The organism is Enterobacter hormaechei subsp. xiangfangensis, from assembly GCF_001729785.1.
GTDB lineage: Bacteria > Pseudomonadota > Gammaproteobacteria > Enterobacterales > Enterobacteriaceae > Enterobacter > Enterobacter hormaechei_C.
The window spans coordinates 93205-105483 of the sequence record NZ_CP017183.1 but is presented as its reverse complement, the minus strand read 5'-3'; the positions used below and the strand labels follow the sequence as shown (position 1 = coordinate 105483).

Sequence of the window (12279 nt, the reverse complement as noted above, 5' to 3'; positions counted from 1 at the left end):
TAATTTTTTTTTCCTGTTCGTTGTAGAAAAGCTGCTCACACCGGCAGATTTTCTCTCTTTTTTTTGCTGGCAATCGTTTGCTTTTACCAGGTGGTCAGCTAAAATGCCCGCTTTTCCACCGTGGGATTGCCGCCGATGTCTGTTAACACTCTGGAGTCTGCTGATGCGCAACCGATTGCGCAGAAGCAAAACAGCGAACTGATTTACCGCCTTGAAGATCGTCCCCCGCTGCCACAAACCCTGTTTGCCGCCTGCCAGCACCTGCTGGCGATGTTCGTTGCGGTCATCACGCCGGCTCTGCTGATTTGCCAGGCGCTAGGGTTACCGGCGCAGGATACGCAACACATCATCAGTATGTCTCTGTTCGCTTCCGGCGTGGCCTCCATCATTCAAATTAAAGCCTGGGGTCCGGTGGGTTCAGGTTTGCTGTCGATTCAGGGCACCAGCTTTAACTTTGTGGCTCCGCTGATCATGGGCGGTACGGCACTGAAAACCGGCGGCGCAGATGTCCCGACGATGATGGCGGCGCTTTTCGGCACCCTGATGCTGGCAAGCTGCACAGAGATGTTCATCTCCCGCGTTCTGCACCTGGCGCGCCGGGTGATTACCCCGCTGGTCTCCGGCGTGGTGGTGATGATTATCGGCCTGTCGCTGATTCAGGTGGGTCTGACCTCCATCGGGGGCGGCTACGCGGCAATGAGCGACCATACCTTCGGCGCGCCGAAAAACCTGCTGCTGGCAGGCGTGGTGCTGGCGATCATTATTCTGCTTAACCGTCAGCGTAACCCGTACCTGCGCGTGGCATCGCTGGTGATCGCCATGGCGGCCGGTTACCTGCTGGCGTGGGCGCTGGGTATGCTCCCGGAGAACACCACCCCAACCAACAGCGCGTTGATTACCGTGCCAACGCCGCTCTACTATGGCCTGGGCATTGACTGGAGTCTGCTCCTGCCGCTGATGCTGGTCTTTATGATTACCTCGCTGGAAACCATTGGCGATATCACCGCCACCTCCGACGTGTCCGAGCAGCCGGTCTCCGGCCCGCTGTACATGAAACGTCTTAAAGGCGGCGTGCTGGCGAACGGACTGAACTCGTTTGTCTCGGCGGTGTTCAACACCTTCCCGAACTCCTGCTTCGGCCAGAACAACGGCGTGATCCAGCTGACCGGCGTGGCCAGCCGCTACGTGGGCTTCGTGGTGGCGCTGATGCTGGTGGTCCTCGGCCTGTTCCCGGCGGTAAGCGGATTTGTACAGCACATTCCCGAGCCGGTGCTGGGCGGCGCGACGCTGGTCATGTTCGGTACCATCGCGGCCTCCGGCGTGCGTATCGTCTCCCGCGAGCCGCTGAACCGCCGCGCAATCATGATTATTGCGCTGTCTCTCGCCGTAGGGCTTGGCGTCTCCCAGCAGCCGATGATTTTGCAGTTTGCCCCGGACTGGGTGAAAAACCTGCTCTCTTCCGGCATCGCCGCGGGCGGTATTACCGCTATCGTGCTGAATCTCATTTTCCCGCCTGAAAAGAACTGATCCCCACACGGCAGGCTGTCAATGCCTGCCGTGACATCTCTTTACACCATTCCCGCCTTGAGCATTGCGCATAAATCGTGCATAACACCCTTATGTGCGTTTCGCGGGAAGGAAGACCATGAAATTTATTGGAAAGCTGCTTATCTATCTTCTGGTAGCCCTGCTCATTGTAGTGCTCGCCTTTTATTTTCTGCTCCAGACCCGCTGGGGCGCATCGCAGGTCAGCAGCTGGATCACGGTGAATACCGATTACGAGCTCAACTTTGACCTGATGGATCACCGCTTTTCATCCCCTTCTCACATCCTTCTGGAAAACGTTACCTTCGGACGAGATGGCAAACCGGCCACGCTGGTCGCTAAAAAAGTGGATATTGGCTTAAGCAGCCGCCAGATCACCGACCCGCTGCATATGGATGCCATCACCCTGTTCGATGGCACGCTGAATTTATCGCCGCAGACGGCGCCGCTGCCGTTCCAGGCCGACCGTCTGCAACTGAATAACATGGCCTTTAACAGCCCGAATACGGAGTGGGATCTCAGTGCGCAAAAGGTGACCGGCGGCGTCAGCCCGTGGCAGCCCGAGGCGGGGAACGTACTGGGGAAAAATGCGCAAATCCAGATGAGCGCCGGGTCGCTCACCCTCAACGGCATACCGGCCAACAACGTGCTGATTCAGGGACAACTCAACGGCAAAGAGGTGGCGCTGAATACCATCGGTGCCGATATGGCGCGCGGCTCGCTTACGGGCTCGGCTCTGCGTAATGCCGACGGTGGCTGGGTTATCAACACCCTGCGTCTGAATGAGATCCGCCTGCAAAGCGACAAATCGCTGCTGGATTTCTTCGCCCCTCTCTCCACCCTGCCTTCGTTACAGATTGGGCGGCTGGAAGTGACCGATGCCCGTCTACAGGGGCCAGACTGGGCGGTAACCGACCTCGATCTCAGCCTGCGTAACCTCACCCTGAGTAAAGGTGACTGGCAAAGCCAGGAGGGACGGTTATCCATGAACGCCAGCGAATTTATCTACGGCTCGCTGCATCTGTTTGACCCTATCCTGAACGCGGAATTCTCCCCGCAGGGCATTGCGCTGCGTCAGTTCACCTCCCGCTGGGAAGGGGGCATGGTGCGCACCTCCGGCAACTGGCTGCGCGAGGGTCAGGCGCTGGTGCTGGACGACGTTGCGATTGCCGGGCTGGAATATACGCTTCCGGAAAACTGGAAAACGCTGTGGATGGACCCGCTCCCGGCATGGCTGAACAGCGTGACGCTGAAAAAATTCGGCCTGAGCCGCAACCTGGTGATCGACATCGATCCGGCGTTCCCGTGGCAGATCACCTCCCTCGACGGTTATGGCGCTAATTTGCGGCTGGCGCAGGATCACAAGTGGGGCGTGTGGGGCGGTAACGCAACCCTCAACGGGGCGGCAGCGACCTTTAACCGCGTCGACGTGCGTCGCCCGTCGCTGGCGCTGAATGCCAACGCCGCAACGGTAAATATTACCGACCTGAGCGCCTTTACCGAGAAAGGGATCCTGGAAGCGACCGCCACCGTGTCACAGCTGCCACAGCGACAAACCACCGTGAGCCTGAACGGGCGCGGTGTACCACTCAACGTTTTGCAGCAGTGGGGCTGGCCAGCGCTGCCGATTGCGGGCGACGGCAATATTCAGCTCACCGCCAGCGGAAGCGTGCAGGCGAATGCGCCGCTGAAGCCGACGGTGAACGGGAAGCTGAGCGCGGTGAATATGGATAAACAGCAGGTGCAACAGACGATGACGGGTGGTGTGGTGTCGACGGTGGCTCCGGCACAGTAAATAGCCGGGTGGCGGCTTCGCCTTACCCGGCCTACGATCTCATGTAGGCCCGGTAAGCGAAGCGCCACCGGGCATTTTTCCAGCTCAGAGGTGAACCACCACCTCATCCCCCTCGGCTTTCACCACCACACCCCACTCGCTGCCCGCATGTGAACCGCCTTTTACGCCGCCGACCTTCTCCACGTTGCGCAAGCACACCGACCAATTTTGCGCATCTCCCGCGCCGGTAAAGGTCACGACGTCGCCCTGACGTGACGCCTTCAGCGTAAACAACACGGAACCGTCCGCCGCAGGCACTTCACTCACCGCCGTTGCGCCATCGCTCAGGTTGAAGAGCTGGAAGGCTGTCCCCTCATGCCACGCATAGTCCGGCTTCTGGTTATTATTGCCGAGCGCCAGCAGCGTGTTGTCGCGCACATAGACCGGCAGGCTCTGGAAATCGTGCTGCTGCTTATGCCAGCGGCTACCCTCGATTTCGTCGTTGTGCCACAGGTGCGTCCAGCGCCCTTCCGGCAGGTAAAACTGCACATCGCCCGCCTCGGAGAACACCGGCGCCACCATCATTGAATCCCCCAGCATGTACTGACGGTCAAGATAGTCACACGCCGGATCGTCCGGGAACTCCAGCATCATCGCCCGCAGCATCGGCGTGCCGAACTCGTGCGCCAGCGCCGCCTGACGATACAGGTACGGCATCAGCTGACATTTCAGCTGCGTGAAGTGGCGCACCACGTCGCAGGACTCGTCATCGTACGCCCACGGCACGCGGTAGGATTTGCTGCCGTGCAGGCGGCTGTGGCTGGAGAACAGCCCGAACGCGCACCAGCGTTTGTAGACGTGCGCCGGAGCGGTGTTTTCGAACCCGCCGATATCGTGGCTCCAGAACCCGAAGCCGGACAGCCCAATCGACAGCCCGCCGCGCAGGCTTTCGGCCATCGATTCATAGTTGGCGTAGCAGTCGCCGCCCCAGTGTACCGGGAACTGTTGCGCACCCACGGACGCGGAGCGGGCAAACAGCACCGCCTCTTCTTCTCCCACCGTCTCTTTCAGCACGTTCCATACCAGTTCGTTGTAGATGTAGGCGTAATGGTTGTGCATCTTCTGCGGATCGTACCCGTCGAACCACTGCACGTCCGTCGGGATACGCTCGCCGAAATCGGTCTTGAAGCAGTCGACGCCGATCTCCACCAGGCCTTTCAGTTTGTCCGCATACCACCTGCACGCGTCCGGGTTGGTGAAGTCGTAGATCGCCAGCCCCGGCTGCCATTTGTCCCACTGCCACAGGGAGCCGTCCGGGCGCTTCAGCAGGTAGCCCTTCTCTTTCAGCTCGCGGAAAATCGGGGATTTCTGGCCGATGTACGGGTTGATCCACACGCAGACCTTCAGCCCTTTCTCTTTCAGGCGGCGGATCATCCCTTCCGGATCGGGGAAGGTCACCGGGTCCCACTCGAAATCGCACCACTGGAAGGCCTTCATCCAGAAGCAGTCGAAGTGGAACACGTGCAGCGGCAGGTCGCGCTCGGCCATGCCGTCGATAAAGCTGTTTACCGTGGCTTCGTCGTAGTTGGTGGTGAACGAGGTGGTCAGCCACAGGCCGAACGACCACGCAGGCGGCAGCGCCGGACGGCCAGTGAAGCGGGTATAGCGGTTCAGCACTTCTTTCGGCGTCGGGCCGTCGATCACGAAGTACTCCAGATACTCCCCTTCCACGCTGAACTGCACTTTGGAGACTTTTTCAGAGCCGACTTCAAACGAGACGTTTTCCGGATGATTCACCAGCACGCCGTAGCCGCGGTTGGTCAGGTAGAACGGGATATTTTTGTAGGACTGCTCGGTGCTGGTGCCCCCGTCGCGGTTCCAGGTTTCGACCGTCTGACCGTTGCGCACCAGGGCGGTGAAGCGCTCGCCCAGGCCGTAGACCGTTTCCCCCACGCCCAGATCCAGACGTTCAAACACATAGTTGCGATCGGTATTGCTGTCCTGTACGTAGCCGTTGTTTTTCAGCTGGCTGCCGGTAATGCGCTGGCCGTTGCGCAGGAAATCCAGAGCCCAGAACTCGCCTTTGGTAACGCGCACGCTGACGCTGCCGCTTTTCAGCTCGGCAAATTCGGCGTTGTTTTCAATCTCAACTTTTGCATCCTTCAGAACGTTCAGCGGATAGTGCGGGCCGTTGTTCAGCGTGCCCTGGAAGTGCTCGATGCGCACCCCCACAATCCCTTCCTGCGGAGCAAACAGGCGCACCGTGAACATCAACGTGTCGAGCTGCCAGGTGCGTTCGCGCACGTCACGCGGCGCCACATACACCATCAGGTCATTGCCCTGCTGCTCCACGTCGAATACCTGCACCGGACAGGTCACGTTCAGGCCCGGTTGAATAAGCCAGTTTCCATCACTGATTTTCATGCTCTCGTCCTCTTAGTTCTTTAATTCTTTGCTGACCGGCAGGTTTTCAAACTCCTGCTGATTACGGCGCGCGCCCTGTGCCAGCTCGCCCAGGATTTTGGTCAGGAAGGGGGTTTTCAGCGTGTAGTAGCGTTTGGCGATGATGGCGCTCAGCACGTAGCAGACCGCCGGGGCCAGGGTAAACAGGCCGATAATGATGCTGATGGTCGCGCTGTTCTGGGTTTTGGCCGCCGCGTCGTAGCCACCTCCAGCCAGCATCCAGCCGATCATCGCCCCGCCCAGCGCCAGGCCGAGTTTCAGCACGAACAGCGTGCCCGCAAAGCTGATGCCGGTCAGGCGTTTGCCGTTGGTCCATTCGCCGTAGTCGACGGTATCGGACATCATTACCCACTGAATCGGCGTCACGAGCTGGTGCAGCACGCCGATAACGAAGATGAAGCCGAACATCAGCACGGTGGCATGCATCGGCACGAAGAACATCGCCACGCTGACCACCGCCAGCGCGGCGTTGGTCCACCAGAAGATGCTCACCTTGCACTTCCAGTCGGTGAGCGGTTTCGCCAGCGCCGAGCCAATCAGGTTGCCGACGCAGTAGGTGGTGAGGAAGGCGACGAACACCTCCGGCGAGCCCATGATCCAGGTGCAGTAGTACATCATCGCGCCGCCGCGCACGCAGACGGCGAGGATGTTGAGGATGGTGAGCACGCCGACAATACGCCACTGGTCGTTTTGCCAGATGTCGCGCAGATCTTCACGCATGGAGGTGGTGCTCGGTGGCACCTGGATGCGCTCTTTGGTGGTGAAGAAGCAGAACGCCAACATCAGGAACGCGACCACCGACAGCACGGCGATCCCGCCCTGGAAGCCGAACGCTTTATCGTCGCCGCCAATCAGGTTCACCAGCGGCATCATCAGCACCGTGGAGAGCATGCCGCCCGCCGTCGCCAGCACAAAGCGCCACGACTGAAGGGAGATACGCTGCGTCGGGTCGTTGGTGATCACGCCGCCCAGCGCGCAGTACGGGATGTTGACCACGGTATAGAGCAGGGTCAGCAGCGTGTAGGTGATGGCGGCGTAAACCATTTTGCCGTTGAGGCTCAGGTCCGGCGTGGTATACGCCAGCACGCAGACGATGCCGAACGGGATAGCGCCAAACAAAATCCATGGACGGAACTTGCCCCAGCGGCTGCGGGTGCGGTCGGCAATCAGCCCCATGCACGGGTCGGAGATCGCATCCAGCGCGCGGGCCAGCAGGAACATGGTGCCGACAAACCCGGCGGGAATACCAAAAATATCGGTGTAGAAAAACATCATATAAAGCATGACGTTATCAAAAATGATATGGCTGGCGGCGTCTCCCATGCCGTAGCCAATCTTCTCTTTTACTGACAGTACTTCGCTCATATTTTTATCCTTCACGCTGTAGGGGGCGCTGAGACCGGTTACCGTTTTTTAAACCATTGTTTCAGGAGCGGGTATTGCGTTTTCTGGTTAAGAGATTACGTTTCTTGTTTTTTGTGATCGGGATAAAAGTTGATGAGCACGAAATGCTAACCTGAGGATTTTCTTAAGAATTAGCTGAAACAGGGGGATTCAGGTCAAAAGAGAGGTGAAAAAAGTGGTGTGGGGTATGTGGTAAATGCCTGAAAGTAGCTATAATGCGCCCCGCCTCCATGTAGCAATGCAGGCGCGGAAGATCGTCATCTCCGGTGAGGTGGCTGGACTTCAAATCCAGTTGGGGACGCCAGCGTTCCCGGGCAGGTTCGACTCCTGTGATCTTCCGCCAAATATTTTACCTACTTCAACGTATCATTCGTTTTGAGTTTTTAATTAATATTTTTACAAGCTCATCTAATTCTTTTCTTAAAGCAGCAGATTTTTCATCGAAAACAATTATGTCTATGGGCGGATTATTATATTGCTGCTGTATCATGAGACTGCCGAGTAGATTGGCTATTAAAGTATTATCTGCAAATCTCATTTTTAAAAGCTTACGCATACCAGAAGCCAAAAGATCTATAACTTGCAAACCGTCATTTTTCATTGAATCCTCATAGCTAATGTCATCCCGTAATATTTTTTGGATGTTAAAAGCGCGGCTATTAGCTAAGGATGTTTTTTTCTCGATCAGATAATTAGGTATCTCTCCTTCATTATAAATAAACTCTCTCATATATTTATAGTTAAAACCATTCACTATACCTAAAGGGTTTTCAAGGGTATACATTTGCAACAAAGCTGGTGAAAATTTTTCAAATATCAACTCATACTTAGTTTTGTGAGACGGCTGTTTTTGATCTAAACGCCATTTGAATTTTTTTAACGTCTGTGGTTGTCGTTGTGCATAGTAATTTACAGATTGGGAGATTATTGTATGCACTAATCTTATTTGGCACATCAACTGAATATAAAGTGGGAGAGATACAGACAATAATTCTTTTGCCATCAAATGTTGAGCAAGTTTTCCCTCGTGATAACGCATCTGCTCAATACTATTTACTATGGTTTTCACATGCGTATCTTTATGATTTTCGATAAAGCTTTTATTATTATAATATGAGTCTGTTACAACACAAAAAAGACTACCGTTCAGCTGCGAAATTTCTTGAAGAAACAAAATATAGTTACTTTCACTAATGTTAACTAATTTTATCTCTTGTCTGCCCAAACCATTCCTTTTTTTTAAATTATTGAGGGCATTCCTATATTTCCTTTTTTCAGTTTCCGGACAAATATAAGCAGCAACTACACTCCAAGAATTTTCTAGTTCACTTTCAGGAGTAAATGAACCTGATTCATCAATTAATATTTCCATATTTACTACTCTCTTTGGCTAGATAATAATCTTAACCTACAAGCCTCCTTCACCCATTTACTAAAATTCCCTTTCCCCGCCGCCTTCTCGATCTGCTCCAAAAGCTCATCCTCGAAACGTATGTTCTTCATCGTGCTCTTAGTGCGGTCAAAATTTGGTTTCTTTTTCTCTTGCATGGTAGGTACCACTTCGGTTAATTTATTCGCACGTGGTACCTACCACATGGATTCGGAATTTTGACAACGCCCAGCAGTGTTGGAGCACTAAAGGGCGTCTAACCTCACCAACTATCAAGGAGTTGATTATGGCTGATTCGCATTCTACCCCAGACACCGACCAATCCGGAACCGAGCGTTCGTTAATTGTGGGATACCGCCCGAATGTTTACGACAAATCTACGCCAAAAATCATCCTTTCCGGCAAGTGGCTGCGCGCGGCGGGTTTTGATACCGGACAGCAGGTCACGGTAAAGGTCATGAAAGGGTGCATCGTTCTGGTAGCGTATAACGAGCAGGAGCAAAGGATTCTGGACGATTACAAACGCACTAAAGCAAAGTTATGCCAGATCGAGAACACGCTGGCGAGCCTGCAATTATCATAACCGTTCCCGCTGTTATCAAGTTGGCTGCTGGGCATGCAGCCAACATAAAAAACAATATAGAATGCCAGATTTCTTCCATAACATCCAAAAAGCAATCGAACCCAACATGTAATGCTAACTTACAAGTTCAATATTTGATGACATTCATCATTTCAATACCTGATGCTATTTTTACTTAGCATTTATCTTACGATGGCAACGAAATCATAATTCAATGTTATAATTTTTGGAAATATATTTGAGAAACTTATACATCGCAAAGAGCAATTTTAAGTCCCACTTCCATATTTTATTTTATTTTCTATTTTGAAATGAATGTCACAATTTAAATCCATAATGAAGAGTAGTTTCCCTCAGTCTATAAAAGGAGATTGAGATGGCTATACCTGTTTACTTATGGCTTGAGGACGATGCAGGCCGGAGAATTAAAGGCTCTGTCGATGTAAAAGATCGCGAAGGCTCAATAGAAGTTATTGAATTTATGCACTCAATCGAACAACCTATTGATAAGCACTCCGGAAAAATCACTTCAAAACGTATTTGTAGCACCTATGCATTCATGAAAGAGATTGATTCCTCATCCTCATATCTATACAAGGCCTTGAGCACTGGACAAACACTAACAAGAGCAGAATTTATATTTTACAGGATCAACTATAACGGGCTCGAAGAGGCTTACTTTAAGACAACTTTAGAAAATGCAAGAGTAGTTCAAATTGAACCACTCATGTTTGACATTAAACTACCGCAAAACGAACGCTATACACATTGTGAATATGTAGATCTAACATATGAAAAAATAACATGGCATTACATAGATGGAAACATCATTCATTCTGATACCTGGAAGGAACGCGCTTAAGGAGAAAGTATGTCCTGGGAATATAATGTAAAAGAGCACAAATTTTATCTTGATGGTGTTTATCAGTTCGATGCAGATTATGCAGGAGCAAGTGGTTACAAAAACGATCCATCTCAAGAATGTGTAAAAAACAGTGGGCTTCTACCTCGAGGGAAATACACAATTGGTTCCCCTCATAATTCTGCCCACACAGGAAAATATACCCTCAGCCTCACGCCCTACTCGACAAATGATATGTGTGGCAGAGACTCATTTAAAATTCATGGCAAAAGCAGTTTGCACCCTGATGACTCTTCAGACGGCTGCATTATTGCTCCTTTGAGTGCGAGAAGAAGCATCTGGAAAAGCAACGATACGGTGTTGATTGTCAAATGAAGCGTTTAATTTGTTCATTGCCATTACTCGTTGCAGTCAGTTTGCACGTCTCAGCATCTGAAATGACCGGCTTCGCAACACAGTATTACGATGAAGACGGCTCGCTGACGGAAATTTCAACCATAGTGCCCCTTTCCCCGACCATCACGATCGGCAAGAAAACGGTTCAGATGGAAGTTACTCATCTGTCTCAGATTTTCAGTACATACGTGGAGAAAGACAGCTCCGCGCACTGGATCTGCCTTCATGACGACGATGGCACCAATTATTGGTTCATTTCAGATAACGAAATGGGTGCAGGGCTGTTAACTGCGCTAGCCATATCCAGGGATGGCATCCATAAAGAGTGTGTGAATACAACGGAACGAGTCAGTGTCTCAGTCTCTGGCGTTCCATTGTTAAATGCCACTCACGGGGATTTAGTTGAATTGTTCGGCAAAAAAACAATCGGCAACAGAAAAAAGATCCTGCTTTATCAGGAGACACCTGTACAGGATGGATTTGTTCAGAACAATACCGTCTCTTATTACTTTGATGGCGAAAAATTGCGCGGCGTAATTATCGGGCAAATAACCAGTAACTAGCTTGCAGGCTCCCTCTTTTACAGAAGAGGGCGTTAAGCCTGTCCACTCAACCGCATATGCAACAGCGGAAACGGATTCCCCTGCCCGTCCAGTTCCGAACGCCCGACCTGCTCAAACCCCATATGGCGATAAAACGCCACCCCCTGCGGATTCTGCTCGTTCACATCCACTTCATTTACGCCGAATTCTGCAATGGCATATTGCAGCAGCATTTTCCCGATACCCTTCCCCCGGCTCGCATCATCCACAAACAGCATTTCAATGCGATTTTTATCCACGCCCAAAAAGCCGTGAATAATACCCACGTCATCCCGGGCAATCACAACCCTGAGATTAGGCAAATATGCGTTGAGCAATAACGGACGCAGCGCCGCGATATCGCTTTCCTGCAAAAAGCGGTGCGTGGCGCGTACGGACGACTCCCAGACTGCGACGAGGCGTTCAAATTGCGAGGGGTGTGCGGCTTCTATTTTCATGGTGATATTCCGGTTGAGTAAAGTTTCAGGGCAGCAATGTAATGATATTCAGCTCTGCGACGTGCGCCACACCCCAGGCGTACAACCATACTCCGTCTGGAAATGACGAATAAAGTGCGCGCAGTCGCTGAATCCCATCCGCTGCGCAATATCCGTCACGCTTTGCTGCGAGTTCTTCAGCAGCCAGCAAGCATAGCGCAGCCTGGCGCTGCGGATAAATTCGCGGGCCGTTTTGCCGAATTCTGCGTGGAACAGGCGGTTGAGCTGGCGTTCACTCAATGCCACTTCTCGCGCAAGCCCGGCGGTGGTGAGCGGCCGGGTCAGGAACTGTTCAATCAGCATGACGGCGCGGCGCAACCGCGAGTCAGGGATAAGCGCAAGATTCGCCGGACGTGGGGTGGCAATTTCATGCGGAACGAGCGACAAACGCTGGCAGGTGGTGCTGGCGATATCATCCCCGGCATGGGCGCGGATAAGCTCAGTTGCCAGCGTCAGGGTGGAAATACCGCCCGGGCAGGTCAGCACATCGCCATCGTCGATGAAATCATACCCTTGCTCAGCATAAACCAGCGGGAAAGCCTGCCGAAATGCATCAAGGTGGAAAGGATGGATGGAGGCTCGTCGTTCATTCAGCAATCCTTCCTGTGCGAGGACAAAACTGCCGGTGCCAATGCCAATGAGCGGAACTCCGGCATGGTGGGCATGTGCCAGATACGCTTTATCCCCCTGATACCCTAAGTCCAGATACTGCAATTCACCGCCGATAACAGCAAGGTAGTTAAAACTGTCCGGCGGCGCATGGGTGGAATCCGGTCTCATGATA

The 12279-nt window shown here is 52.9% G+C and carries 12 protein-coding genes and 1 tRNA gene; 7 read left to right on the top strand and 6 right to left on the bottom strand.

What is annotated here, in order from left to right; all coding sequences use genetic code 11:
- Positions 1 to 135 precede the first annotated feature (135 nt).
- On the top strand, positions 136 to 1527 hold the full coding sequence (xanP, locus tag BFV63_RS00515) for a xanthine/proton symporter XanP (RefSeq protein WP_003860925.1): 1392 nt from the start codon (positions 136 to 138) through the stop codon (positions 1525 to 1527).
- A gap of 118 nt (positions 1528 to 1645) precedes the next feature.
- Complete coding sequence (locus BFV63_RS00510) at positions 1646 to 3340, top strand: AsmA family protein (RefSeq protein WP_048210834.1); 1695 nt, start codon at positions 1646 to 1648, stop codon at positions 3338 to 3340.
- Between the two features lie 84 nt (positions 3341 to 3424).
- Here BFV63_RS00510 and yicI read toward each other — a convergent pair whose 3' ends face one another.
- On the bottom strand, positions 3425 to 5743 hold the full coding sequence (gene yicI, locus BFV63_RS00505; RefSeq protein ID WP_048241579.1) for an alpha-xylosidase: 2319 nt from the start codon (positions 5741 to 5743) through the stop codon (positions 3425 to 3427).
- A gap of 12 nt (positions 5744 to 5755) precedes the next feature.
- Complete coding sequence (locus tag BFV63_RS00500; protein ID WP_048241581.1) at positions 5756 to 7147, bottom strand: glycoside-pentoside-hexuronide family transporter; 1392 nt, start codon at positions 7145 to 7147, stop codon at positions 5756 to 5758.
- A 287-nt stretch (positions 7148 to 7434) separates the two neighbouring features.
- Here BFV63_RS00500 and BFV63_RS00495 point away from each other — a divergent pair.
- A tRNA-Sec gene (locus BFV63_RS00495) sits at positions 7435 to 7529 on the top strand.
- Positions 7530 to 7544: 15 nt separating this feature from the next.
- On the opposite strand, the gene BFV63_RS00490 is transcribed toward BFV63_RS00495, so the two are convergent.
- Both BFV63_RS00490 and BFV63_RS00485 read right to left on the bottom strand, forming a co-directional pair.
- A complete protein-coding gene (locus BFV63_RS00490) occupies positions 7545 to 8558 on the bottom strand; it encodes a DUF3800 domain-containing protein (RefSeq protein ID WP_023323950.1) in 1014 nt (337 codons plus the stop codon).
- A 5-nt stretch (positions 8559 to 8563) separates the two neighbouring features.
- Positions 8564 to 8734, bottom strand: a complete 171-nt coding sequence (locus BFV63_RS00485) for a YlcI/YnfO family protein (protein ID WP_065186978.1) — start codon at positions 8732 to 8734, stop codon at positions 8564 to 8566.
- 128 nt (positions 8735 to 8862) lie between these two features.
- Between BFV63_RS00485 and BFV63_RS00480 the strand changes: the two genes are divergently transcribed.
- The 4 genes from BFV63_RS00480 to BFV63_RS00470 all read left to right on the top strand — a co-directional run bounded on the left by BFV63_RS00480 (position 8863) and on the right by BFV63_RS00470 (position 10980).
- Positions 8863 to 9159 carry a SymE family type I addiction module toxin gene (locus BFV63_RS00480; protein WP_023323949.1) on the top strand — a complete coding sequence of 99 codons (297 nt, stop codon included), beginning with the start codon at positions 8863 to 8865 and terminating at the stop codon, positions 9157 to 9159.
- Between the two features lie 376 nt (positions 9160 to 9535).
- Entirely contained in the window at positions 9536 to 10021 is a 486-nt protein-coding gene (gene tssD, locus BFV63_RS00475) for a type VI secretion system tube protein TssD (RefSeq protein ID WP_023323948.1), read from the top strand.
- A gap of 9 nt (positions 10022 to 10030) precedes the next feature.
- On the top strand, positions 10031 to 10396 hold the full coding sequence (locus tag BFV63_RS22270) for a tlde1 domain-containing protein (RefSeq protein WP_023323947.1): 366 nt from the start codon (positions 10031 to 10033) through the stop codon (positions 10394 to 10396).
- Complete coding sequence (locus BFV63_RS00470) at positions 10393 to 10980, top strand: hypothetical protein (protein ID WP_023323946.1); 588 nt, start codon at positions 10393 to 10395, stop codon at positions 10978 to 10980. The genes BFV63_RS22270 and BFV63_RS00470 overlap by 4 nt, the downstream gene beginning before the upstream one ends.
- 32 nt (positions 10981 to 11012) lie before the next feature.
- Here BFV63_RS00470 and BFV63_RS00465 read toward each other — a convergent pair whose 3' ends face one another.
- Together BFV63_RS00465 and BFV63_RS00460 are read right to left on the bottom strand one after the other, a co-directional pair.
- The gene (locus BFV63_RS00465; RefSeq protein WP_017383639.1) at positions 11013 to 11456 is read right to left on the bottom strand and encodes a GNAT family N-acetyltransferase; all 444 of its coding nucleotides are present in this window, start codon (positions 11454 to 11456) and stop codon (positions 11013 to 11015) included.
- 48 nt (positions 11457 to 11504) lie between these two features.
- Positions 11505 to 12275, bottom strand: a complete 771-nt coding sequence (locus BFV63_RS00460) for a GlxA family transcriptional regulator (protein WP_263740538.1) — start codon at positions 12273 to 12275, stop codon at positions 11505 to 11507.
- Between the last annotated feature and the right edge of the window lie 4 nt (positions 12276 to 12279).